Genomic DNA, 24,275 nt, shown 5'->3' on the forward strand with positions numbered 1-24,275 from the left:
CTTGGTCTCTCTACGACGAAAGTATATATAAACGGGCAAGGCGATGCCGCTGACGCATCCGTCGCGGTCGCGAAATCGCCATCGGTTCGTATCGTTGAGAGAATACAAAGCCATGTTTGGTCCGCTGAAGAAGGTCGCCCGTGCTCTGCGTGTTCCCACTACAGAGGAGCGTGAGATGCAATATCTGAGCGCTGCCGGTGACCGTATCGAGCTTGAGTATCGCCAGCGGGAAGTCGACCGTGGCTTGTTCCGGCGCGGCCCGTTCGGCCTGTAAGCCGCCGATCGTCGGCCCGAGAAACGGGCTGGAAAATCAAGACGAGTATGACGCAAGCGCTCCCTGGCCAGAACGGCCGGAGCGCTTTTGTCATATTGTGCTCATCGCGCCTTGTTGCTTGCGGGCGCAAAAGTTTATCTGAAGGGCATCCATAGTTATTCTTCAAGTCGGTTCTCATTTGACGCATGACGGCTTTGCGGTATACGCGCTGGTACGGTCCGCATAACTAGCTATTCTTAGGCTGCAAGAGCAAGAAATGAACGCTGGAACGAAGATGATCCGGCGGCACCCAGAGAAAGGATGCAGCTATGTTTTCCAACCTGAAGAAGGCCTTCCGCTCCGTCACCGCCTCCGAACGCGAAACGGCTTATCTCAATGAGGCTGGTGACCGCATCGATCTCGAACTGCGTCAGCGTGAAGTCGATCGTGGTCTGTTCCGTCGTAACCGGAACCTTGGCCTCTGATATAAGGCTTTGAAGAAAAAAGAAAATATCGCTGGCGCGCTTGGTGCCGGCGAAGAATGAAAGAGAGCTGACCGGTGGGCCTCAGCGCCGGAATGGTCTCATTAGGATTTTCTGACCTTCTGACGAGCGCCCGAACGGCTTGATCGCCCGGGCGCTTTTTTCATTTCCAAGTGGCTTTTCTCATCCTTTGGCGCGTCTCTGGTCGTCCGTGCATTCGGTTGCGTGGGGCAGGGCGCGGTGCCCGCCGTACCGGATCCGTGATGTTAATGGCTTGTTAAGTTATTTGCGGCGCCGCTAAGTCGAATGAAGTTTCTCTGAAGCCTGCCAAAAGAAAATCTGTTGAGACCAATTCGCGGGATGCATGAGCGTCATGCAACATTCGAACTGGTCCAAAGAACAGAATACATTATCTTAGTCAGTGTCAGGACAGAGGAACGGATCGCTGGGTCCTGAATAAAACCGGCGCTTCGTGGATCGAAAGGAAGATAAAATGTTCACTCACCTCCGCAAGGCCGCCCGCGCCCTTCGCCCCTCCACCTCGGCGGAACGCGAGCTTGCCTATCTCAACGAGGCCACCGACCGGATCGACCTCGAATACCGTCAGCGCGCCGTTGATCGTGGGATGTTCCGCAATGCCGGCTTCTGATCGTCGCCATATCGATCCCGTCATCGGGATCGCTCGCCAGTTGCCCCGGACCACGAGCCGCAGGCTCCAAGATGGTCCGGCCCCCAGAGGATTGTGAAACCCGGCCATCGCGCCGGGTTTCTCGCTATTTAAGCGTCATTCGGACCATCAGGCCTCGGTCTTCGCTTCCTGCCAGAGGGCTTCCATTTCCTCCAGGGTCGCCTGTTCCGGCCGTCGTCCGGCTTCGTCGAGCTTCCGCTCGATGTAGGCAAACCGCTTCCTAAATTTCTCATTGGTCGCCCGCACAGCCGCTTCCGGGTCGATATCGAGATGGCGGCCAAGATTGGCGAGGGCGAACAGCACGTCGCCGAGTTCGGCTTCGATGGCGGTACGCGCTTCGGCCTTTTCCACCTCACCGCTATCGGCGTGGTCCATCTCCGCCTCCAATTCGTCGAGCTCTTCGCGGATCTTGGCGAGCACGGCGCGGGGATCGTTCCAATCGAAGCCGACCGTTCCCGCCTTTTGTTGCAGCTTCACCGCCCTCAGCATCGGCGGCATGGCGATCGATACGGCGTCCAGCAGGCCCTGTGGGATCTCGCCGCCATGGTGTGCCGCTTTCTCAGCCTTTTCCTCCGCCTTGATCTTTTCCCACAGTCCCCTCACGAGATGCGGGGTCCGGGCTTCCGCCGGTCCAAACACATGGGGATGGCGGCGGATCATCTTGCGGGTCACCGCTTCCACCACGTCCGGGAAGGCGAAAGCGCCTTCTTCCTCTGCCATGCGGGCGTGAAACACCACTTGCAACAGCAGGTCGCCCAGTTCGTCGCAGATGTCATGTCGATCGCCACGGGCAATCGCCTCGGCAACCTCATAGGCTTCCTCGATGGTGTAGGGAGCGATGGTCTCGAAGGTTTGCTGGAGATCCCAGGCGCAACCGGTTTCCGGGGTGCGCAGCCGAGCCATGATATCGATCAGGACGGATATGTCGCGGCCGGGCTGCATGGCAGGGTTCCTTGGCTGTTTGTTCAGGAGGGGTGGCGCGACACTTCGCGCGGGTAGGGGGTCGAGTCAACGCCAAACTGGCGGTATCGCTGGCGCTTCAGGTGGCCGTATGGGGTGCGAGGAAAGCTGCGAGTTCGCTGATGTCGCCAAGGCAGGCATCGGCGATCGGCGTAAGCACCGCCGCGTCGCTGGTGCCACTTAGGACGCCGATGACAAGACCGGCACCGGCGCTGCGGCCCATGTCGATGTCGTGGCTGTTGTCGCCGACGATGGCGATCTCCGACGGCTGGAGGCCGAGCGCGGCGGCAAAGGCCAGCGCCATTCCGGGGCCGGGCTTTACGCCATGGCCGCTGTCATATCCGGCGACAAACGAGATGTGATGGGTGAGGCCGAGGTGATCCAGCATCAAGCGGATGGATGCCTCGTTGTCCGACGAGGCGATGCCGAGCGTCAGGCCCGCCGCTCGGAGTGATGTAAAGCATGCGTCGAGATCACCGATCGGCACCGAGCCTGTGGCCGACGCGGTGAACAGGGCATCGAGCCGGCTAGCGAGGGTTTCAAGCGAGAGGGGGCTGCCAGCCTCTACCCAAGCGGCGGCAATCTCGACGGTGTGGGCGGCGGCGAGCAGGCTGCCGGGCCGGGTCACCATGCTCGACCTGTCCATGCCGCCGAGGGTGAGGAGACGGTCGGCGAGGTCGAGGTCGCCAGCGGCGGCTATGTCGGCGGCCGCGACGTTGATCGGTCCCCAGGTAAGGTGATAGTCGAGAAGGGTCCCATCTTTATCGAACAGAACGGCTCGGATTGGCATATCGGGTCCTTGCGGATAATCGGGGCGCCACGCGTTGGCAATGACGACATTCATTGGAGAGCGGATACATGGCGCAGGCGTCGGTTACCACTCTCGGCTTCGATGCCGATGATACGCTTTGGCAGAACGAGTGTTTCTTTCGGGACACCGAGGGGCGCTTTCTTGATCTCCTGGCCGACTTCGGCGATCGGGCGACGCTGTCGAACCGGCTGTTTGCCGTCGAGAAACGCAACATTCCCGTCTATGGCTTCGGCATCAAGGGATTCGTGCTGTCAATGATGGAAACGGCGCTGGAGGTCAGCGCCGGCCAACTCGATCCGGCCGTGATCGCCAGCGTGCTGGCCATGGGACGGGAGATGCTGAATCATCCCGTAGAGCTGCTGCCGGAGGTGCGCGAAACGCTGGAGGCGCTATCGGCGCGCTACCCGCTGATCCTGATTACCAAGGGGGATCTGTTCGACCAGGAACGCAAGCTCGCGGCATCTGGCCTCGCCGAGCTGTTTCATGCCGTGGAAATCGTCTCGGATAAATCGGCCTCCACGTATGCCCGCGTATTCACGGCCCGTGGCAATGGACCTGACAGGGCGCTGATGGTGGGCAATTCATTGCGTTCCGACATCCTGCCGGCGCTGGAGGCCGGGGCGTTTGCCGTCCATATTCCGCACGACCTGACATGGACCTACGAGCACGTCGAGGAGCCGGTGGACCACCCACGTCTCTTCATCGAGCAACACATTCATAAAGTCGTGGAAGTCATTGAAAAAATTAATGACAATCGCGATATATTCAAGTGTTGATTCGGGCCTTTGGCATATCGATTCCGGCGCCTCCCGCAGTTGGTGCTTACCTTCGCGTAGTGATTCAAGCGGCTCCGCCATCCGTTAGCGCTTCCGCGTAAGTATACCAAAGTCGCGCTTTTGCCTTTGCCAAACGCCGCGCCCGTGGTAGAGACCACCGCCAACTTCATTCGGTGATGAACGCTTGCTTCGAGTCGCGCCAGACGTGATTTCGGACAGGCTATTTTCATTTCGTCGCCCGCGAGCCCAAGGAGTTGGTCATGGCCTCATTCTTCGTTCCTTCCGCAGGTGGCGAGTTCGCGCTGACCTTCGACGACGTATTGCTAATGCCGGGTCATTCCGAGGTGCTGCCGGCCGATACCGACATGCGCACCCGTCTCACCCGTTCCATCGAGCTGAACATTCCGCTGATCTCGTCGGCCATGGACACCGTGACCGAGTCGCGTCTTGCCATCGCCATGGCGCAGGCCGGAGGCATCGGCGTCATTCATCGCAATCTGGACGTGGCGACGCAGGCCGAGCACGTGCGGCAGGTGAAGAAGTTCGAGAGCGGCATGGTGGTCAACCCGGTGGTCATCGGCCCGGAGGCGACGCTGAAGGAAGCGCTCGACCTTATGAAGGGGCATAACATCTCGGGTATTCCGGTGGTGGAGAATGCCGGCGAGGGTGGCCGCACCCATGGTCGTCTGGTCGGCATTCTGACCAATCGCGACGTTCGCTTTGCCTCCGACCCCAATCAGCGTGTCTATGAACTGATGACGCGCGAGAACCTCATCACGGTGCGCGAAGGCGTCAGCCATGACGAAGCCAAGCGCCTGTTGCACCAGCACCGCATCGAGAAGCTGCTGGTGGTGGATTCAGCCTATCAGTGCGTCGGCCTGATCACCGTCAAGGACATCGAGAAGGCGCGGCTCAACCCCAACGCCGCCAAGGACGACCAAGGGCGCCTGCGCGTCGCCGCCGCCACGACCGTCGGCGACAAGGGGCATGAGCGTTCGCAGGCGCTGATCGATGCCGGGGTCGATGTGCTAGTGGTCGATACCGCCCACGGCCATTCCGAATATGTGCTGCAAGCCGTCACCAAGGTGAAGAAGCTTTCCAACCATGTGCAGGTCATCGCCGGCAACGTGGCGACTGCCGACGGCACCAAGGCACTGATCGACGCCGGTGCCGACGCCGTCAAGGTTGGTATCGGGCCGGGTTCGATCTGCACCACGCGCATTGTGGCCGGTGTCGGTGTGCCGCAGCTCACCGCGATCATGGAAGGCGTTTCGGCTGCCCGCGATGCCGGCGTGCCGGTGATCGCCGATGGCGGCATCCGCTTCTCGGGCGACTGCGCCAAGGCGCTGGCCGCTGGCGCCACCGTCTGCATGATCGGATCGCTGTTGGCCGGCACCGATGAAAGCCCTGGCGAGGTCTATCTCTACCAGGGGCGCAGCTACAAGAGCTATCGTGGCATGGGCTCGGTAGGTGCCATGTCGCGCGGTTCGGCCGATCGCTATTTCCAGGCGGAAGTGCGCGATCAGCTGAAGCTGGTGCCGGAAGGTATCGAGGGGCAGGTGCCTTACAAGGGACCGCTCGGTTCTGTCGTCCATCAACTGGTGGGCGGTGTTCGCGCTGCCATGGGGTATGTCGGGGCGAAGACCATTCCCGACCTGCAGGAGAAGGCCCAGTTTGTGCGCATCTCCTCGGCTGGTATGCGCGAGAGCCATGCTCACGACGTGACCATCACCCGTGAGAGCCCGAACTATCCCGGCGCTGTCTAAGGCGCCTGAGTTTCGAGACCACGCTGCCGAATCCATAGGTCGGCCGTCGGGCTTGCTCCCGGCGGCCGTCTCATTCATATGTCGGCAGCACGATTGGACGGGCAACCGAAGGATATTGCTATGAGAGACGGTGGCAGGATCGCGGCGGCGATCGAGGTGCTGGGAGATGTCGAGCGTACGCGACGCCCGGTGCAGGATGCTCTGAAGGACTGGGGACTTGCCCACCGTTTCGCAGGTTCGAAAGATCGTAGCGCCATCGGCAACCTGGTGTTCGACGTGCTGCGCCGCAAGGCGTCGCTCTCTGCCATCATGGGGTCCGATAACCCGCGTGCGCTGGCGCTCGCCGCCGCCGTGCGCCTGTGGGGGCGAAGCGTACCGTCTCTGGACACCCTGTTTGCCGAAGACAAGTTCGCGCCGTCAGCGCTCAGTGATGACGAGCGCGCGGTACTGTCTGCCGGAACCGTTCCGGTCGATGCGCCCGACTGGGTGAAGGGCGACTATCCCGAATGGCTGGCGAACTCGCTTGCCCGCGCCTTCGGCGACCGTGTGGTGGAAGAAGGTGAGGCGCTGGCTGGCCGCGCCGATGTCGATCTGCGGGTCAACACGCTGAAGAGCGGACTGGAGCAGGTGCTGGAGGGCCTTACCCATCTCAAGGCAGAGCCTTGCCGATGGTCGCCAGTCGGCATCCGTATCCCGGCGGTCGACGGTGACCTCCGGCCCGGTCATGTTTCATCCGACCTCGCCTACAAGAGAGGCTGGTTCGAGGTGCAGGATGAGGGTAGCCAACTGGCGGCGTTGATCGCTGCCGTCGGTGGCGGCCGGCAGGTGGTCGACCTCTGCGCGGGAGCCGGAGGCAAGACGTTGGCGCTTTCGGCGGCGCTCGGTAACCACGGCCAGATCTACGCCTACGATAGCGACAAACGCCGGTTCGGCGATATCCTCGACCGCATTGACCGCTCCGGTAGCCGCAACATCCAGATCCGCGAGCCGCGCCGCGAGCAGGATGTGCTGGCCGACCTCGCCGGCAAGAGCGATCTGGTCTTGGTCGATGCGCCCTGTACGGGCTCGGGCACCTGGCGTCGTCGGCCGGACGCCAAGTGGCGCCTTGCTCCGGGCGCCCTCGAGATTCGCCTCAAGGAACAGGCGTCGGTCCTCGACAACGCCGTGCGGCTTGTGAAGGCAGGCGGCCGCATCGTCTACATCACATGCTCGGTGTTGCCCGAGGAAAACGAAGAGCAGATCGCCGCTTTCCTGTCTCGCACGCCGGGTTTCAGGCTCGGCGACGCGGCGGCGGCTTTCTCGGCGGTCACCGGCACGGCGGCGCCGGACCTTGCTTGTCTTCACCTTGAGGGCCGCGACGGGGCGATGCTGCGTCTCACGCCGGCGCTCACCGGCACGGATGGCTTCTTCGTCGCCATCCTGAACCGAGCGGCTTGACGGGAAGGCTTAGGCGCCGGCCGGTTCGGTCGCCGCCGCTGTCTTGCGCTCGCCGGGGCGGAGCGAACCAGTGAGCGTAAGACTGATCAAAAGTACAGGGATCAGGAACATCAGGCCGATGCGGATGCCGAAGAATTCGGCCAGGCCGCCAATGACCAGCGGGCCGGCCAGGAAGCCGAGTACGTAGATCGCCGAGAGGATGGCGACGTTTCCTGCCGGCGTGCCGGGTGTGGTCATGGCGGCGGTCACTGCCAGCGGGAAGGCGACGGAAATGCCGAGGCCGATCATGCCAAAGGCCGCGGCGCCCATCCAGAAATTGTCGGCGACGGACAGCAGCAGGGCGCCACCAAGGGCGATCGACACGCAGAGCCGCGCTAGCACGACCATGCCGAGGCGCTTGCGCAACGCGTCGCCCATGAAGCGGCCGGCCGACAGCAGGGCGGCGAAGGTGGCGTATCCGTAGCCGAGCATGGCGATCGGCGTTCCCGTCTCGTCGCGCAGAAAGATGCCCGACCAGTCGCCCATCGACCCTTCGGTGACGGCAAACCCTATGCTGAATAGGCAGACCAGTAGCAAGGCTTTCGGCGGGATGGCGAAAAAGGACGGCGAGGGCGTGTGGTCCGCTGCCTTGACCGGTTCCACCGCTGGTAGCCGCAGGCCCGCCCAGACCGCAACCGGCAACACGATCACCACCGACAGCACCAGTGCTCCGGTGACCGTCAGCCCGAAGGTGGCAAGTGTGGCCCCGACGAAGCTGCCGACGCCGATTCCGACGCTCCAGAACCCGTGGCAGGTGCTCATGATCAGCCTGCCAGCCTCCTCTTCTATGCGGGCCGCCTCGACATTCATGGCCAGTTCGGCCAGCGCCAGCAGCGCCCCGCAGGATGCAAGGATCAGGAACAGCGACGGTATGTTGAAGGCAAGACCGGGCAAGGTCAGGATCAGCAGCATGCCGGCGAATGAGCAGATCAGGAGGTTGCGCGCACCGACGGCATCACAGATCCGGCCGGCAAAGGGCAGGATCAGGAGGTTGGAAATCGGCATGCCGAGCAGGGCTAGCGCCAACTCCGCCGGGCGGAGAGCCAGGCCCGCCTGTACTTCAGGAATGCGCGACAGCCAGTTGCCAAAGACGAGCGGCTCCAGGAAGAAGATCAACATGATCAGGCGGACTTGGGTCATCGGATCACCGCGCGAAAAGGGCCACTTATAGAATCGATTCAATCGGACATTTACAGCCAATCCGTGCCATTGGCCAGACGTGGCAAATGCAAGGACGCGAGTTGGCGCCATGATTGCCCACGAGCTCGGCAAGATGTGTCAGTAGACGGAAGGCGGTGTGCTCGTGGCCTTTCAGTCTATGGCGATGATCACATGACTGGCGTCGAACAGAGCGCAGGCGGAAGCACCCTCCTGAAGCGACAGCGCCTCGGCCGAGCGGGCTGTGATTGAAGCGGTGAGCGACTTGCCGCCACCGACATCCAGCACCACTTCGGCGTTGACCGTGCCACGCTCGATACGGGCGATACGGCCGGAGATACGGTTGGCAACCGAAACGGCGGGCGGTTCGGTCCCGGGAGCGATCATCACGAACGGCGCCTTGATCAGCACGACCGCCTCTCGTCCAACGACCAGACCTAGATCCTTGAGGCTGCCGGCGGTGACGGTGGCGTGGATGGTGGTTTCGTTCGACACCGCCACCCCGACGTCCGCATTGAGCGTATCGGCATCGATGGACACGATGGTACCGCGAAGAACGTTGCGCGCCGAGGTTCGCATGAAAAAGCCCGAGAAGAGGTTGAGGGGGGAAATACCACTGCCGGCAAGATCCGGCTCGATCATTCGGACCACGCGGGCCATTTCCGCTTCCATGCGGCGATAGGCCTCGATCACTTTGGTCCCGGCCGGGGTGAGGGTGGCCCCGCCGCCGGCCTTGCCGCCGGTGCGCGTGTCGAGCATCGGTTGGCCAAACAGGTTGGCCAGGGCGTCGAGCCAGTCCCAGGCCGCCTTGTAGGTAATGCCGATCGCCTTGGCGCCGGCAGAGATGCTGCCCTCGCGGGCAACCGCCTCCAGCAGACGGATGCGATCGCCGTTGACCGACGATGGACCATCGCTCCTCAGAGTGATCGAGGCATTGATCGGCATTGCTGACCGTTCCTTGTTGCGGGCGACCTCCGGCCGGCCGGTACGCCGACGATGAACCGGCGGCATTGTTCTAGCCTCTCGCGGCATTGGGCGAAACTCCCCTGGCTATTCCGCGGCGAGAGCACCCCGGAGCCGTCGAATGATTCTTGCACGCGTCTTCTCGTCGGCCGCCTTGCCGACTTCCGCCTGGATATCGAGGAGGAGGCTCTGGAAATCGTTATGCCAGTCGGTGCGGCCAACCTGCATCGGATCGATGCGCGGCTTTCTGGCCGTATCGACAATCTCGATGGCGGCGGCGTGACCGAGTCGATAGGAGGCGTCAAGGTGCGGATCGATGAGGTGCTCGTGAGATAGGCTATCGGAAAGCCGCGCCCTGAGGCCTTCAATGGCTTTCTCCTCGCCATGAACCATGAACACGGTTCCCGTCACGGGCATTCGTTTCCTGAGCCAGGCGGCAAGTTCCGGTCCGTCAGCGTGGCCGCTGTAGAGGTCGAGTTTGCGGATGCGGGCGCGGACGTCGATCTGCTCGCCTTTCATGCGGATCTCCGGAGCGCCGTCCGCCAGCAAGCGACCGAGGGTGCCTGTCGCCTGATAGCCCACTAGCAACACAGTCGCCTCCGGCCGCCACAGCCAGTTGCGCAGCCGGTGACGGATACGGCCGGCCTCGCACATCCCCGACGCCGAGATGACAATGTGGAATCCGTGCATCTGATCGAGTGCCATCGATTGCTCGACGCTTTCGGTGAACCGCACATGGGGCGAGGCGAAGGCGCGGAGCAACAAGTCGCCGTTGTCGAGGCCGCGAGCATAGGAGCGAAAGATCTGGCTCGCTCGGTTGGCAAGTGGGGAGTCGATGATGACCGGGCAGGGTGGCAATTGGCCGGTCTCGAACAGATGGACGAGGTCGGCGAGAAGTTCCTGCGTACGCTCGACGGCAAAGGACGGGATCAGCAGCACCCCGTCAGGATTGATCGCTGCCCGCACCTCGGCGCGTAGTTCTGCCCGGCGACGCGCCTCGGTCACTTCCTGGCGGTCGGTGTTGCCGTAGGTCGACTCCATCACCACGTGATCCCAGCCGGCGGGTGCCTCCGGGGCTGGTTGCAGCAGCTTATTGTCCGGCCCGAGATCGCCGGAAAACAGAATACGCACAGACCGGTCATTGCTGGCCGCTTCCACCTCGACCGACGTCGAACCGAGCAAGTGGCCTGCGTTCCACAGACGGAAGCGGAAGCCCGGTGCCGCCTCTCGCCACACGCCGAGTTCGGTCGACTGCATCTGCTTCACCGCCTCCAGGGCGTCGAGCAGCGTGTAGATCGGCGTCACGGACTGTCGGCCCCGCCGCTTGTTGCGACGGTTGAGCTGCTCCACTTCCATCTCCTGGATGTGGGCGGAATCGGGCAGCATCACCTTGCAGAGGTCGATTGTCGGCGCCGATGCGAAGATCGGACCTTTGAAGCCGTCCTTCACGAGTTTCGGCACAAGTCCGGAATGGTCGATGTGGGCGTGCGTCAAAATCAGCGCGTCGACAGCGTGTGGGTCAAAAGGAAAGGCGCGGTAGTTGAGTTCCTTCTCTGTCTTGGAGCCCTGGAACATGCCGCAGTCGATCAATATTCGATGTCCACCGGACTCGATCATATGGCAGGAGCCGGTAACGGTCTCCGCCGCGCCGTGGAACGTAACGACAGGCTGACTGGGCATCAGGACACCTCGAACACACACGGCCGGACTGCTTGTCGGCGCTTCCTTCATACTGGTGCCTTGGTGCAGCTTGGCAAGGGCAGCCGGCTGCGCCTTAAGGCCAAGTTCAACCGTTTAGGCTTTACGGAGCCTTAGCCTCCCTGTGGGAAACTAGGAGCGTGTCGCGGAAGTTCCCGCCTGCACGAGGAGGACGACATGGCGACCGCCAGCAGAACCGATCGCGACGAAGCGCAGCCGAAGGCCGCGCCCGCGCGGCCGAGCCGCACGGCTCACCTGCCTTTTCCGCTGTTCTCGGCACCGATGGGGATCGGCGGCCTCGGTCTGGCCTGGCGCGAGGCAACGGCCTACTTCGGGGTGCCGTCTTTTCCCGGTGAGGCGCTGCTTTCAGTGGCTGCGCTGGTCTGGGTACTGCTGACCCTTCTCCATATCTGGCGAGAGATCCGCCATCCGCGCGCCTTGTTCGCCGACCTCAGCCATCCGGCGCGCGCCGCCTTTGCCGGCGCCTTCACCATTGGCCTGATGATGATCTCGGCCTTGCTGATCCCCACTCAGCCGGTTGCCGCGTTCTGGGCATGGGTAGTCGCCGTGGCGCTCCATCTCCTGGTGGCGCTGTTCACCGTACGTGGTCTGATGCTGACGCCACGCAATGACCCGATGTCGCTGATGCCGCCGACGCTGATCCCACTGGTCGGCATGCTTCTGGCGCCGGTGTTCGGGGTTCGCCTCGGCCTAGTCATGCCCTCATGGCTCCTGTTTGGTATCGGCTTGATCTTCTGGGTAACCGTGCAGCCGCTGTTGTTCCAGCGCATCGCCGCTGGCCCGGCCTTCCCGGAAAAACTGAAGCCGACGCTGGTGCTCTTCCTGGCGCCGCCGTCTGTTGCCTTCCTGTCTCTGGTGGCCCTCCAAGGCAAGGTGGATTGGCCGGCCTTGGCGCTGTTCGGCTATGCGTCTTTCCTCGCCGCGATATTCCTCACGATTCTGCCGCGCTTCCTTAAGGCACCGCTGGCGCTGTCCTGGTGGAGCTACACCTTCCCGGCGGCGGCTTTTACCGTGGCTCTGTTCACTCTGGTGCGCGCTTATCCCTTCCCCTTCGCCGACTGGTTGCTTTGGGCGCAGCTTTCCATCACCACGCTTCTGGTTCTGGTGGTGGTGTTGGCGACGTTGCTGGGGCTCGCCAACGGCAAGCTGTTCGTTTCCGACTGATCCCGGGTTTTGGCAGGCCAGCCATGCCGGATGATTTGGCCGTTGCCTCTAAGTACTTGAACGGATAAGGCTGCGGGGGCAGGCGTTCCCGGAGTCCTTCATGGCCAAGTCCATCATCATCGATACCGATCCGTCGCCCGACGATGCCGTCGCCTTCCTGATGGCTCTCGGCTCGCCCGACGACTTGGAGCTTCTGGCAATCACCACGGTGGGCGGCAATGTGCCGCTCTATCACACCACCCGCAACGCGCTCAAAGCGCTGGAACTGGTGGAGCGGGCGGCTGATGTGCCGGTCTACGCCGGCGCTGCCGGCCCGATTGTGCGCGTTCTTGAGACGGCGGAATATGTGCACGGAGCGACCGGTTTCGAGGGCTACGATCTGCCCGATCCGGTGGCGACGGCGGCGGACGGCTTTGCGCCCGACAAGATCGTCGAACTCGTGATGTCGCGACCGGAGAAGACGGTGACGCTGTGCTGCCTGGCGCCGCTCACCAATATTGCTCTTGCCATGGCAAGGGAGCCGCGCCTCGCTCAGCGTCTCGAAGCTATCGTGCTGATGGGTGGCGCGCGTTCGGAGGGGGGCAACGTCACCCCGGCCGCCGAATACAACATCTACGTCGATCCCGAGGCGGCCAAGAGGGTGTTCGAGTGTGGCGCGCCGATTGTCATGATTCCGCTCGACTGCACCCATGCAGCGCTCACCAAGAAGCCCCGGCTCGACAAGCTGCGTGCCATGGGTGGGCCGCATATGGAAGCCTTCTACCATCTGCTCGAGTGGAACAAGCGCTTCGACGAAAAGGCCTGGGGCATGGACGGCGGGCCGTTGCACGACCCAACCGTCACTGCCTATCTCCTGAAACCGGAGTTATTCAAGGGACGCCTCGTCAACGTCGAGATCTCCTGCGATGAGCTGACGCGGGGTATGACCGTGGTCGACTGGCATTCGGTGACCAACCGATCGAAGAACGCGCTGGTGCTGACCGAGATCGATGCCGATGGCTATTTCGATCTCGTCATCGAGCGGCTCTACGCGGCGCGAAAGACCTGAATCTCTTTCGGCCGCTCGGTCGCGTCAGGCGGCGATGCTGATCGCCACGCGGCGGATCAGCGCCAGGGCTTCGCCAGGGGGCTTCCGCTCGACGCGCCGATACTCGCGGCCATCGGTCGTACGGACAACTAGGCCGACATCAATCATCGCGCGTCGGATCAGCGCATGATCGCCGAACAGATGATTGTCGCGGATGACCAGGCTGATGCTGAACTCGTTGTAGATGGCTCCCGCATCGAGGCGCGACCAAAGTACCCAGAGCGCCAGACGCTGGTGGCCATAGCGCGATGGCCAGCGCAGGAGGCGGCCATCGGCGTCGAAATGACCGGCTACCCGCTCGACGAGCGCATAGTCGATTGGCTCGGGCGGGGACGGTGGCTCGGCGAGGCGCGTTTGCGCCATCGACGCGGCGCGGAGATGCTGGAAATTGCGGTAGCCGACGGTGCGCGCCAGCATATTGAGAAGCTGTACGTGGCCGGGTTTGCCTTCGATCAGGCCGAGTTCTCGACCGAGCGCTTTTGCGAGAGCCGACAGGTCTGGCGCCATGAAGGGTAGGATGTCTCTGGACATGCTTTATCCTCGAGCGTGCCGATCATTGCTGATTGTCGCTGGTCGCTGGCTTGCAACGGGGCACGGGACGAGTGTCCGTCGACTTTCGGAAAGAATGGGCAGGTTTAGCTTCCCCTGGGGGACAGCGACGCCTCGGTGAACTGCCGACCGAACCCTTCCTTAGCTCTGATCGCCTTCGGCGGCAAGCAGACCGTCTGTCCGGCCCGCGCCGAGCGGATCCCTTTGATGGAGCATCAGATGCGCCAGCGCATTTGCGTCGACCGGTCGCCCAAGGGCATAGCCCTGCAGCGTTTGGCAGCCGAGATCGGCCAGAATGTCGGCCTGTTCCATGGTTTCTACGCCTTCGGCAACGACTCCGATGCCTTTTGTTCGCCCGATCTCAACGATCGCGCGAATGAGCTGGCGCTGGGCAAAGGAGGACGAAACGGCGGACGTGAGTTGGTGGGCGATCTTGAGGCGGCTCGGCTGCAGCCGCATCAGGCTGACGATCGAGGCGTAGCCGGTGCCGAAATCATCGATCTCGATCTCGATACCCAGATCTTTGAGCGAGCGGATATTATCCGAGACAATGTCGTCCCTGTCGTCGAGATAAATCGCTTCGGTGAGCTCGAAGGACAACATGCCCGGTTCGATCGGCATCATTTTCAGCATGTCGATGACGCGTTCATCGCGCAGCCTACCCATTGATACGTTGACCGCGATGCGCGGCACGCGCAGCCCTGCGGCGATCCAGTTCAGACGATGAGCGAGGGCTGTTTCCAACACGAGATGATCGAGGATCGGCAGCGCGTTGATATCCTCCGCCACCTTGAGGAAGCGGGCGGGTACCAGAAGTCCTTCCGTGGGATGATTCCAGCGGATCAACGCCTCGAGACCGACCATCTCGCGCGTCACGGCGTCGAATTGCGGCTGGTAGTGGGCAGTAAACTGCCTTTCTTCAATGCCGGTGAGGATATCGTCGGCCATATGCTTGGTGCTGACGACCTCGGCCTCCAGAGCTTTGGTGAAAAACTCGAAGCGATTGCGCCCGAGCTTCTTGGCTCGATAGAGGGCAATGTCTGCGTCGATCAGAAGTTTGTACGGCTGGCTGTCGCGGAGACCAGAGCAGGCGATACCGATTGAAACGCCACTGCGGCAGCTCATGTCACCCAAGTCGATCGGGTGGCGGAAGCCGGCAATCAAATCCCCCGCCACCATACGGGCGAGCGTCTCGGGTTCCTCGCTAACGCATACCGCTACGAATTCATCGCCGCCGATACGCGCAACAATGTCATCGGACCGAAATACCGCACGCATCAAGTTGGCTGCATGCTGGAGCAGGCGGTCGCCCGTGGCATGCCCATAGGCATCGTTGACCTGCTTGAAGCGGTCGAGATCGATATGAAGGACCGCCAGTCGGGTGGACATGGTCGACATGTCGGCCTCCAGCCGGCCGAGATGATCCATCAGATAGCGGCGGTTGGGCAAACCGGTCAGATCGTCATGCAGAGACGAATACCGAGCCCGGCGGTTGGCCTCTTCGAGTTGACTATTGCGGGCTTCGGCGAGGCTATTGGCTTCACTGAGCTTGTCGAGATTACGACGTCGTTCGGCATAGAGGTGGCTGGTAACGAGGATCGGCAGCACAACCAACAGGCCGATGAAAACGATCATCAGGCGGAAAACGATGTTGTTGGGTGGTGCGGGCCATCCCCCTTTCGGCGTGGCGGCCAATTCCCAGGTGCCGCCGGGAATGTTGACCGTCGTAGTCAGCGGATTGTGACCCAGCACGTCCTCCGACCCCAAGAAAGTTTCGCCGGTCGCGCCCTTGCCGTCGCGCCCGCGTATGGTCAAGTCGAGATCCAAATCGGCGGAGGTTATGCCGCTGCTGGCGTAGAGGCGATCGACGTCGATCACTGCCGATACGATACCCCAGAAGATTGGAGGCCCATCGGATCGATCGATCTGCACGGGAAATCGGCCGACCAGGCCTATGCCGCCCTGCACCAGTTCGAGCGGGCCAGCCATGACGAGCTGGCCGGTGGTCCGGGCACGCATGACGGCGTCCCGCTGAGTTGGTGTTTTTGTGTAGTCGAGACCAACAGCCTTTTCGTTGCCGGCGAGCGGGTAGACCAAGCGGATGATCATGTCCGGAGCGGCGGCGATCAATCGAAGGTCGGATCCGGTTTCCAACAGATGCTCGACAAGTGCCCGGAACTCGATTTCGCCCAAGCCGGGGCGAGTCGCCAGTGCCGCTACGACACCGCGGCCGATCTGGATATCACGGTTGACGTTGCCCTCGACACGCGCCCGAATGACCGACAGGCGGTCGGCGACAGTCGCCCTGGCATGCTGCTCAAATATTTGACGATTCTGGTAATCAGCGAGCAGGCCGAGCAACCCGATGGCGACAAGTGCGATCAACGCCGGCAAACTGGCGGGCCGGACGATCCATCCGCTCATGCGACGCAGATCTTTAGGCAGCCAGCCGGGCCTCATTGTTTGCTTTCCGCAAGAAGTCGCTATCTCTCTATAAGCCAGATTTTCCTTTTGTAATTGTTACTTCCGAAGCAAATACTTCTTTTAGTTGAATCCGCCTGGTGACTACACAGATTGCGCGCCTGTCAATCGAGCCACCCGGCGAGATCAGACAGCGCGCGTCGGCAAATTGCTTGCCGCTTTGCGATGGTCTTCTCATGACCGCGTAGCCTCTGGCCGGGTTCGCGTGGCACCTCGATGGGCGGGAAGAGTCCGAAATTGACGTTCATCGGCTGGAAGGACCGTGGGGTGCCCTCCGTCTCGGCGGAGATGTGACCGCCGGTGATATGGCCGAGAAGGGCGCCGAGAGCGGTGGTTGGTGGTGGCGGAACAGCTTCAGTGCCAAGCCGTTCGGCCGCGGCGAAGCGCCCGGCCAGGAGGCCGATGGAGGCCGATTCAACATAGCCTTCACAACCGGTCACCTGCCCTGCGAATCTGAGGCGCGGCGCCGCCTTGAGACGGAGCACCGGATCCAGCAGGCGCGGACTGTCGAGATAGGTGTTGCGGTGAAGGCCGCCGAGTCGGGCAAATTCAGCTTTCTCGAGGCCTGGGATCATGCGGAAAATGTCGGCTTGGGCGCCGTATTTCAGCTTTGTCTGGAAACCGACCATATTATAGAGCGTGCCGAGCGCATTGTCCTGACGGAGCTGAACAATGGCACAGGACTTCACCATCGGGTCTCGTGGGTTGGTGAGGCCTACCGGCTTCATCGGTCCGTGGCGCAACGTTTCACGGCCCCGCTCGGCCATCACCTCGATTGGCAGGCAGCCATCGAAATAGGGTGTCTTCTCGAAATCCTTGAACTCGGTCTTGTCGCCGGCGATCAGGGCATCGACGAAGGCTTCGTACTGATCCCGGTCCAGCGGGCAGTTGATGTAGTCGGCACCGGTACCACCAGGGCCGGGCTTATCATAGCGTGACTGGAACCAGGCTTTGTCCATGTCGATGCTGTCGAAATGGACGATTGGCGCGATGGCGTCGAAGAAAGCAAGCGAAGCGGCACCGGTGGTGGCGCGAATGGCATCGGCGAGCGCCTTCGAGGTCAGTGGGCCGGTGGCGAGGATCACATCGCCCCAATCCTCAGGCGGCAGGCCGTCGATTTCTCCCTCGGCCACCGTGACCAGCGGATGAGCGCGCAGCGTAGCGGTGACCTTCTCCGAAAATGCCTCACGATCAACGGCCAGGGCGCCGCCGGCTGGAACCTTGTTGGTGTCGGCCGAGCTCATGATCAACGATCCGGCGCGGCGCATTTCCTCGTGCAGCAGACCGACGGCGTTGTTCTCGTGATCGTCGGAGCGGAAGGAGTTGGAGCAGACGAGTTCGGCAAAACCACCGGTCTTGTGTGCTTCGGTACCGCGATGCGGCCGCATTTCATGGAGGACGACGGGGATGCCGCGAGACACGAGTTGCCAGGCAGCTTCCGAGCCGGCAAGGCCGGCGCCGACGATATGAACGGGAGCGAGGGGCTGTTGGGTCATGGCGGGGGGATAGCACGTCCGCTGCGTGCATGCAGCGGTTTTCCTGACCCTTCCCGGATAATGGAAGGGCTGGTCTGAGGGCGCTGATCCGGGGATACCTCCAAAATGCAAACGCCCACCGGGGGAGGAGATCCGGTGGGCGCTGCAATTTTCTGTAGACGGCATGGGAGGAGGTATGCCGCTACAGCTAACCTGCGATGCGGGAGGAGGTGCATCACAGGACGACCGCAGCAAGGGAGGAGGATTGCTGCGATCAAACCGACAATGCCCAGGGAGGAGGAAGGGCAGGTCGGTACTCACAAATCCGGCGAAATGGTCCTGGGAGGAGGAGTAGACCATTGTCGCCTAACAGAAAGATGGGGGAGGAGAACCATCTTTCCAAGACACCGGCCGGAGGGAGGAGGAACCGGCAGGGTGTCTATCAGGGTCGCCGCGGAACTGGGAGGAGGATAGTTCGGCAGGCGAGCCTAATCTCTTTGGCTCAGAGCGTAGCCTTGCGGGCGACGTTCGAGATCTCACCGCGGGAGATGCCCAGGTCGGCAAGCTCGCGAGTGCTCAGACGGGAGAGCTCGCGATAAGTCTCCTGGTACTTGCGGTAGCTACGGAGCTTGTTGACAACGGTGTCCAGCATTTCATTCATCCATTCGGGTTGTGAGGCGCTGCGCTCTTCAGTCTTTCGTCTGCTGCGCTTCGCTCTCGACACACAAACATTTAGGGGAACGAGCCATGCGGGGCTAGAGGGGGGGCTGCATGTCTGGAATGCAGTTTTCGCACGGCAGCATTTGGAGCTGGGAAAGTTAACTTTGCGGAAGGCAGAATGCGGCTGAAATGCGACTTTAGACGGGGGTATGGTCGTTGATTTGCCGTTATCTAGAGCTGATGAGGGCGTTTTTGAGGTGATATGCTCAGAATGAAGCCAATGTTGCGGTGCAGCATAAACCTCCGCTAAAACCCACCGAAAGAAATTTTGAATATGGGAGACGGTTATGGAAGGCAGGGGCATGGTTTGGAAGGTCTCAAAAATCTCTACGTGAATGCCCTTATGGTCCTCGGCCGTTTTTCCGGATGCGCCTCGTGAGTCAGGCCCTGGGTTGAATCGTTTTCGCCACGGGCGCGTTTTCCCATGGACGAATTCTGGATTATGACACCGTTGTCATGGATAAAACTGCTATTTGGGGAAAGTGGCGGTCTTACACGGCGAAGCGGTGTGCCGCGCCGACAATAAGCCAGCCCCAGAGGCGGCCGGCCTCGTTGCGCTTGAGCGCTCATATGAAGCGGCCAGAGAACCGCGACTGTGGGGCTGGCGAGTCGTTAGCCTCATGGGCAGTCGCGCGCTTCGAACCTTTTCCCGGTGCGCGCCTGATCGACTGCCTACCTCTCGATGGAAACACGAACCGTCGACGGGCCATACTGCCGGACGAGAGCGAACAGCGCCTTGGCGTTGTCAGGATGCAGGCGAACGCAGCCATGCGAAGCCGGCTTGCCGAGGCGTGTTACGTAGGGCGTCGCGTGGATGGCGAAGCCCTCATGGAAGAAGATGGAGTGGGGCATCGGCGCGTTGTCGTATTTCCGCGAGTGCCACATGACGTGCATGCGATAGGGAGTCCAGAAGCCGGTCGGCGTTGCGTAGCCGGGTCGCGCCGTAGATACCTTCCATACGTAGGCGATCTTGCCATGGACCAGTACGGTCATCGTCTGCGAAGAAATGTCGACGCGCACCATGACTTGGGGGCCGAGGGCCTGTCGCGTCGCGGGGCCGGCGCCGAGAGCTTCGGCTATGTCCGCGGCAGGCGGCAATGTCATCGCCAGTTCACTGGCGTGTCCTCCCGGCGGCAGCGAGGAGCGCATCGGGACGTTGTCAAAGCTTGGATCGCCGGCTGTGGCAGCATAGGCGTTGGACCCAGTTGCCAAACAGAAAGACAATCCCAACAGGGTGAAGACGCGATACATGACATCCCCCGTAAAGATGCTGACCACTATTGCACGCAAGCGTTAATTGATTATGGTCAGCGCGACCTTTGCCGAACTGGGTGCTTTTTAGCTGATTTTTCGCAATTGGGCGGCGGAGGTGTTTCACTGCGGGCACCGCTGCTTCGACCAGCTCTCAATCAGTAGGTGTTCGGTCTTTTCTGGGCGTTCATGGAGTCGAGCATGTCCATCTTCATCATCGGCCTTGCTCTCTTTATCGGTGTGCATTCGATTTACATCCTGGCACCGAACGTGCGGAGCGCGACGATCGACCGCATTGGCTACAACCCTTGGCGCGGCATCTATTCGCTTGTCTCCCTCGCTGGACTCGTTCTCACGATCTACGGCTATGGTCTTGCCCGACAGGATCCGGTGCTGCTGTTCGAGCCCCCGCCGTGGGCTCGCGATTTCGCCTTCGTGCTGATGGCGGTGGCATTGCCTTTACTGGTTGCCTCGTTCTTTCCTAAACCAACCCGCATCGGCCGCTTCGTTCGTCATCCCATGCTGATGTCGGTGACGCTTTGGGCGGTTGCTCATGTGCTGGCCGTCGGGACGCTGGCTGGGGTGTTACTCAGCGCCGTCTTCTTTGTATGGGCGCTGGCGGCCCGGTTCTCGCTGATCGCGCGGCCGATGACGGCATCGTCGGTATCGCCATCGGCCCCGATCAACGACTGGATCGCCGTGGCGATCGGTCTTGCCGTCTGGGCGGCGTTGCTGTTCGCGCTGCACGACTGGCTGATTGGCATGCCGTTGCTGTGAGGCGCGCGCGGCGTGCATGAAGAGGTGGCGTCGTGGCAAAAAAGGCTGTAAACGGCGTCAATGAAAAGCGCTGGCTCGGGTTGGCGCAAGGCGTGCCCATAGGCCGTGATCCGCGGGATCGCGGACCGATAGTTGGATAGAAGATGTCTGATATTTTCGACGAAGTCGGCGATGACCTGCGCCGTGATCGGCTGACGACCCTGTGGAAGCGTTATGGCTGGGTTCTCTATGTGGCTGCCGGCATTGTCGTCGCCGGTACGGCTGCTTGGCGTGCCTATGATTATTGGTCGACCAGCCGCGCCAATGCGGCGGGCGATGCCTATTCTCAGGTGCTGGCCTCGGCCAAGGCAGGCGACCACAAGGGCCTCGCCGAGTCGCTGGCGCTCTATGCTGGTAGCGCGCCATCGCAATATCAGGTTCTGGCTCGGTTCCGCGCTGCTTCCGAGCATGCTGCGATGGGCGAGACCGATAACGCGCTGGCCGCTTTCGAAGACCTCTCCAAGGCCTCCGGCGTTGAACCTGCTTTCCGCGACCTCGCCACCGTCCGCGCCGCGCTGATTGCCGTCGATCGGGAAAGCCTCGATCAGATCAAGGCGCGGGTTTCCGGCTATAACAACGACATTTCGCCCTGGCGCTATGCCGCGCGCGAGATCATCGCGCTTGCCGCCGTTCGTGCCGAGGACTGGAAGAGCGTCAGCCAGGAAGCCCGCAAGTTGACCGACGATCCCGCGACCCCGTCGGACGTGCGCGCCCGTGCTCGCATTTTGCGTGACCTCGCAATCTCCGAGGCCGGCGATGTCGAAAATGGAGCAGCCGGATGACAGTTCTCCTCCGCCTTTCCTCGGCCGCCCTTGCGCTGGCCGTCGTTGCGACGCTCGGTAGCTGCGGGTCGGATTCGGCGATGGATTCAATTTCTTCGCTTAATCCCTTCAAGAAAGACAAGCCGGTAGCCGAGGGTAATCGCACCTCCATTTTGGCCGTTTCGGATCCGACGCGGGGCATCACCAATGGTCGGGCGACCATCGGCGCGGCCACGGCGCTTGCCGCTTGGTCGCAGCCCGGCGGTACGGCCACCAATGATCCCGGTAATGTCGCCGGTGCCCTGCAAGGGGTGCACTACTGGTCGATGAAGGGTGGGCAGTCCGGTTTCGGCAACGGTATGATGGGCCTGTCCACCAGCAAAGGGCGTGGCATTTCGGCGCGACCGGTGGCGGCTGACGGGATCGTCTACGTCTATGATGCCTCGGGTGTCGTGTCCGGCTTCAAAGTGGCCAACAGTGGCGCGACCTGGCATGTCGGCGCCTACCCGGCGGGCTCGAGCGACTCCGTGGGCGGCGGTGGCCTCGCCGTGGCGGGCGGTCGCGTCTACGCGGCGACCGGCTATGGTGAACTCCTCGCCATCGACGTTGCCAGCAGCTCTATTGTCTGGCGCGTGAAGCTCGATGCGCCGGCCCGCTCGGCACCCGCCGTTGGTAGTGGCAAGGTGGTCGTCACCGCTCAGTCTGGTGTGGTCCAGGCCTTTGACGCGACAACTGGCGCCGCCGGCTGGCGCGCTTCCACCGAGGTTTCAGGGGCATCGTTGGCTGGCGCCGGCAGCGCTGCGATTTCCGCCGACACAGTCGTGGTCGCCGGTTCGACCGGTCAGATCCAGGCGTTCGATCTCGCCACCGGAACCGCGAAATGGCAGGCCTCGATCACCGGCGGTAGCTCGATTTCGGCGATCACCGGCCTGCGTGACGCCTCGGCGAGCCCGGTGATTCACGGCGATGCCGTCTACGCGACCGGTATTGGTGGTTCGCTGGTTGCTCTTGATGTCAAAACCGGCGATGTCCGCTGGCAGCAGCCGATCGGTAGCGCCGAAACGCCTGTCGTCTCGGGTGGCAGCTTGTTCCTGATCGACCTGGAAAACCGGATGATCGCCGTCGACCTCAAGACCGGCAAGGTGATTTGGTCGCAGACGCTGCCGCTCAAGCCCTCGTCGAGCCGTAGAGGCTCGTGGGCCGGGCCGGTGATGGCGGCCGGCAAGCTGTGGGCCTCGTCCAACGACGGCCGTGTCGCTTCGGTGGACGCGGTTACCGGCGCGCTCGGCGTCAATACGGAAATTGGTTTCAGTGGCGCCATCGCGCCTATTCTGAGCTCTGGCAAGATGATGGTTCTGGCCGGAGACGGTACGCTCATCGCCGTGAACTGAACACGCGGCGCCACAAGAAAACGGACGGGCGGCGGCGGATCGGGTGATCCGGCGCCGCAATGTCTATTGAAGGAAGTCTCGACCATGCCTGCGCAACCGACCATTGCTCTCGTCGGCCGCCCGAATGTCGGCAAGTCTACGCTGTTCAACCGCCTCGTCGGCAAGAAGCTGGCGCTGGTCGACGACACGCCCGGCGTGACACGCGACCGTCGCGTCGGCAGTGGCCGGCTCGGCGATCTCAACTTTCAGGTGATCGACACCGCCGGTCTCGAAGAAGCGAATCCGGAATCGCTCGAAGGCCGCATGCGCGCCCAGACCGAAACGGCTATCCGGGAAGCCGACGCAATTCTGTTCATCTATGATGCCCGCTCGGGTATCACGCCGCTCGACAAGCATTTCTCCGAAGTGATCCGTCGCATGGATCGGGACGTGATCCTCGTCGCCAACAAGGCGGAGGGCAGCGGTGTCCATGCCGGCCTGATGGAAGCCTTCGAGCTTGGCCTTGGCGAGGCGATCGCCATTTCTGCTGAGCACGGCGAAGGCTTGGCCGATCTCTACGATGCGCTGCGAGAGGCGTTCGAAGGGCGTCTTGGCTTTGCCGAGCCCGACAGCGAGGAGGCGGTCGTCAACCTCGACGTCGATGAGGATGGCAATCTCGTCCAGCCACAGCCGCAGCGGCCGCTACGCGTCACCGTCACTGGCCGGCCGAATGCCGGCAAGTCGACGCTGATCAATCGTATGGTTGGCGAGGACCGGTTACTCACCGGGCCCGAGGCTGGCATCACCCGCGATTCCATCTCTGTGGATTGGGTGTGGCGGGACCGCGAAGTCAAGTTGTTCGACACCGCCGGCCTTCGTCGCAAAGCGCGCGTGCAGGGGAAGCTGGAAAAGCTGTCGGTGGCCGATGCTATTCGAGCCATCAAATTCGCCGAAGTGGTCGTGGTGCTGCTCGACGCGACCATTCCTTTCGAAAAACAGGACCTGCATATCGTCGACCTGATCGTCCGCGAGGGCAGGGCGCTGGTGATCGGCGTCAACAAGTGGGATCTCGTCGAGGATCGCGCCGCCAAGCTCAAGGAATTGCGCGAGGAATGCGAGCGGTTGTTGCCGCAGGTGCGTGGCGTCGAATTGGTGACGCTGTCCGGCATCAATGGCCAGGGCCTCGACAAGCTGATGCAGGCAGTCGTGCGCTCCTATGACGTTTGGAATACCCGCATCTCCACCGGTCGGCTCAATCGCTGGCTGACCGGCCTCATCGAGCATCATCCGCCCCCGGCCGTCGCCGGCCGGCGCCTGAAGATTCGCTACATTACCCAGGCGAAAACGCGGCCGCCAATGTTCATCATTTTCGGTTCGCGGTCGGAGGCGATGCCGGTGAGCTACATGCGCTATCTTTCCAATGGCCTGCGAGAAAGCTTCGAAATGCCGGGCACGCCAATCCGCGTTGAGATGCGTTCGGGCGGCGAGAACCCCTACGACAAAAAGGACTGAGCCCAAGACGCGGTCACTTATCGGTGACGTCTCTTTG

The 24,275-nt window shown here is 62.1% G+C and carries 22 protein-coding genes and 1 pseudogene; 12 read left to right on the plus strand and 11 right to left on the minus strand.

The genetic code is table 11. The annotated features are described in order from the left end of the window. Positions 1–112: 112 nt before the first annotated feature. The 3 genes from AB6N07_RS14700 to AB6N07_RS14710 all read left to right on the plus strand — a co-directional run bounded on the left by AB6N07_RS14700 (position 113) and on the right by AB6N07_RS14710 (position 1,384). On the plus strand, positions 113–274 hold the full coding sequence (locus tag AB6N07_RS14700) for a DUF3563 domain-containing protein (protein ID WP_370673834.1): 162 nt from the start codon (positions 113–115) through the stop codon (positions 272–274). 308 nt (positions 275–582) lie between these two features. Further along, positions 583–738, plus strand: a complete 156-nt coding sequence (locus tag AB6N07_RS14705) for a DUF3563 family protein (RefSeq protein ID WP_370673835.1) — start codon at positions 583–585, stop codon at positions 736–738. A gap of 490 nt (positions 739–1,228) precedes the next feature. Further along, positions 1,229–1,384 (plus strand): DUF3563 family protein, encoded by a 156-nt coding sequence (locus AB6N07_RS14710; RefSeq protein ID WP_370673836.1) that lies wholly within the window; start codon positions 1,229–1,231, stop codon positions 1,382–1,384. Positions 1,385–1,531: 147 nt separating this feature from the next. Here the strand turns inward: AB6N07_RS14710 and mazG are convergent, their stop codons facing one another. Both mazG and AB6N07_RS14720 read right to left on the minus strand, forming a co-directional pair. After that, the gene (gene mazG, locus AB6N07_RS14715) at positions 1,532–2,365 is read right to left on the minus strand and encodes a nucleoside triphosphate pyrophosphohydrolase (RefSeq protein ID WP_370673837.1); all 834 of its coding nucleotides are present in this window, start codon (positions 2,363–2,365) and stop codon (positions 1,532–1,534) included. A 97-nt stretch (positions 2,366–2,462) separates the two neighbouring features. Next, entirely contained in the window at positions 2,463–3,173 is a 711-nt protein-coding gene (locus AB6N07_RS14720; RefSeq protein ID WP_370673838.1) for an HAD family hydrolase, read from the minus strand. A gap of 68 nt (positions 3,174–3,241) precedes the next feature. On the opposite strand from AB6N07_RS14720, the gene AB6N07_RS14725 reads away from it, so the two are divergent. The 3 genes from AB6N07_RS14725 (at position 3,242) to AB6N07_RS14735 (ending at position 7,173) form a co-directional block, all read left to right on the plus strand. After that, positions 3,242–3,970 (plus strand): HAD family hydrolase, encoded by a 729-nt coding sequence (locus AB6N07_RS14725; protein WP_370673839.1) that lies wholly within the window; start codon positions 3,242–3,244, stop codon positions 3,968–3,970. A gap of 260 nt (positions 3,971–4,230) precedes the next feature. Next, positions 4,231–5,736: an IMP dehydrogenase gene (guaB, locus tag AB6N07_RS14730; protein ID WP_370673840.1), complete on the plus strand. Its 1,506-nt coding sequence runs from the start codon at positions 4,231–4,233 to the stop codon at positions 5,734–5,736. 120 nt (positions 5,737–5,856) lie between these two features. Continuing rightward, positions 5,857–7,173: an RsmB/NOP family class I SAM-dependent RNA methyltransferase gene (locus tag AB6N07_RS14735; protein WP_370673841.1), complete on the plus strand. Its 1,317-nt coding sequence runs from the start codon at positions 5,857–5,859 to the stop codon at positions 7,171–7,173. Positions 7,174–7,182: 9 nt separating this feature from the next. On the opposite strand, the gene AB6N07_RS14740 is transcribed toward AB6N07_RS14735, so the two are convergent. From AB6N07_RS14740 to AB6N07_RS14750, 3 genes are all read right to left on the minus strand, one after another. Beyond that, on the minus strand, positions 7,183–8,352 hold the full coding sequence (locus AB6N07_RS14740) for an MFS transporter (protein ID WP_370673842.1): 1,170 nt from the start codon (positions 8,350–8,352) through the stop codon (positions 7,183–7,185). Between the two features lie 171 nt (positions 8,353–8,523). After that, entirely contained in the window at positions 8,524–9,381 is an 858-nt protein-coding gene (locus AB6N07_RS14745; protein ID WP_370673843.1) for a TOBE domain-containing protein, read from the minus strand. 39 nt (positions 9,382–9,420) lie between these two features. Continuing rightward, positions 9,421–11,013, minus strand: coding sequence for an MBL fold metallo-hydrolase (locus AB6N07_RS14750; RefSeq protein ID WP_370673844.1), 1,593 nt, complete (start codon positions 11,011–11,013; stop codon positions 9,421–9,423). Between the two features lie 195 nt (positions 11,014–11,208). Here AB6N07_RS14750 and AB6N07_RS14755 point away from each other — a divergent pair, with 195 nt between their 5' ends. Then, a complete protein-coding gene (locus tag AB6N07_RS14755; RefSeq protein WP_370673845.1) occupies positions 11,209–12,216 on the plus strand; it encodes an SLAC1 anion channel family protein in 1,008 nt (335 codons plus the stop codon). A 100-nt stretch (positions 12,217–12,316) separates the two neighbouring features. After that, entirely contained in the window at positions 12,317–13,264 is a 948-nt protein-coding gene (locus AB6N07_RS14760; RefSeq protein ID WP_370673846.1) for a nucleoside hydrolase, read from the plus strand. Between the two features lie 24 nt (positions 13,265–13,288). On the opposite strand, the gene AB6N07_RS14765 is transcribed toward AB6N07_RS14760, so the two are convergent. The 6 genes and pseudogenes from AB6N07_RS14765 to AB6N07_RS14790 form a co-directional block, all read right to left on the minus strand. After that, positions 13,289–13,834 carry a DUF2087 domain-containing protein gene (locus tag AB6N07_RS14765; RefSeq protein ID WP_370673847.1) on the minus strand — a complete coding sequence of 182 codons (546 nt, stop codon included), beginning with the start codon at positions 13,832–13,834 and terminating at the stop codon, positions 13,289–13,291. A gap of 159 nt (positions 13,835–13,993) precedes the next feature. Continuing rightward, positions 13,994–15,547 (minus strand): putative bifunctional diguanylate cyclase/phosphodiesterase, encoded by a 1,554-nt coding sequence (locus AB6N07_RS14770; protein WP_370678243.1) that lies wholly within the window; start codon positions 15,545–15,547, stop codon positions 13,994–13,996. A gap of 138 nt (positions 15,548–15,685) precedes the next feature. Next, a pseudogene (locus AB6N07_RS14775) lies at positions 15,686–16,312 on the minus strand (CHASE domain-containing protein); the annotation flags it as partial. Positions 16,313–16,437: 125 nt separating this feature from the next. Further along, the gene (gene trmFO, locus AB6N07_RS14780) at positions 16,438–17,829 is read right to left on the minus strand and encodes a methylenetetrahydrofolate--tRNA-(uracil(54)-C(5))-methyltransferase (FADH(2)-oxidizing) TrmFO (protein WP_370673848.1); all 1,392 of its coding nucleotides are present in this window, start codon (positions 17,827–17,829) and stop codon (positions 16,438–16,440) included. Positions 17,830–18,310: 481 nt separating this feature from the next. Beyond that, a complete protein-coding gene (locus AB6N07_RS14785) occupies positions 18,311–18,460 on the minus strand; it encodes a DUF1127 domain-containing protein (RefSeq protein ID WP_084633142.1) in 150 nt (49 codons plus the stop codon). A gap of 740 nt (positions 18,461–19,200) precedes the next feature. Further along, positions 19,201–19,779 carry a L,D-transpeptidase gene (locus AB6N07_RS14790; RefSeq protein WP_370673849.1) on the minus strand — a complete coding sequence of 193 codons (579 nt, stop codon included), beginning with the start codon at positions 19,777–19,779 and terminating at the stop codon, positions 19,201–19,203. Positions 19,780–19,980: 201 nt separating this feature from the next. On the opposite strand from AB6N07_RS14790, the gene AB6N07_RS14795 reads away from it, so the two are divergent. The 4 genes from AB6N07_RS14795 to der all read left to right on the plus strand — a co-directional run bounded on the left by AB6N07_RS14795 (position 19,981) and on the right by der (position 24,238). Continuing rightward, positions 19,981–20,556 carry an NnrU family protein gene (locus tag AB6N07_RS14795; protein ID WP_370673850.1) on the plus strand — a complete coding sequence of 192 codons (576 nt, stop codon included), beginning with the start codon at positions 19,981–19,983 and terminating at the stop codon, positions 20,554–20,556. A 143-nt stretch (positions 20,557–20,699) separates the two neighbouring features. Further along, positions 20,700–21,377 carry a tetratricopeptide repeat protein gene (locus tag AB6N07_RS14800; RefSeq protein ID WP_370673851.1) on the plus strand — a complete coding sequence of 226 codons (678 nt, stop codon included), beginning with the start codon at positions 20,700–20,702 and terminating at the stop codon, positions 21,375–21,377. Next, positions 21,374–22,747, plus strand: coding sequence for a PQQ-binding-like beta-propeller repeat protein (locus AB6N07_RS14805; protein WP_370673852.1), 1,374 nt, complete (start codon positions 21,374–21,376; stop codon positions 22,745–22,747). The genes AB6N07_RS14800 and AB6N07_RS14805 overlap by 4 nt, the downstream gene beginning before the upstream one ends. An 84-nt stretch (positions 22,748–22,831) precedes the next feature. Further along, on the plus strand, positions 22,832–24,238 hold the full coding sequence (gene der / locus AB6N07_RS14810) for a ribosome biogenesis GTPase Der (RefSeq protein ID WP_370673853.1): 1,407 nt from the start codon (positions 22,832–22,834) through the stop codon (positions 24,236–24,238). The last annotated feature ends 37 nt before the right edge of the window (positions 24,239–24,275 follow it).

It is taken from the genome of Pleomorphomonas sp. PLEO, assembly GCF_041320595.1.
GTDB lineage: Bacteria > Pseudomonadota > Alphaproteobacteria > Rhizobiales > Pleomorphomonadaceae > Pleomorphomonas.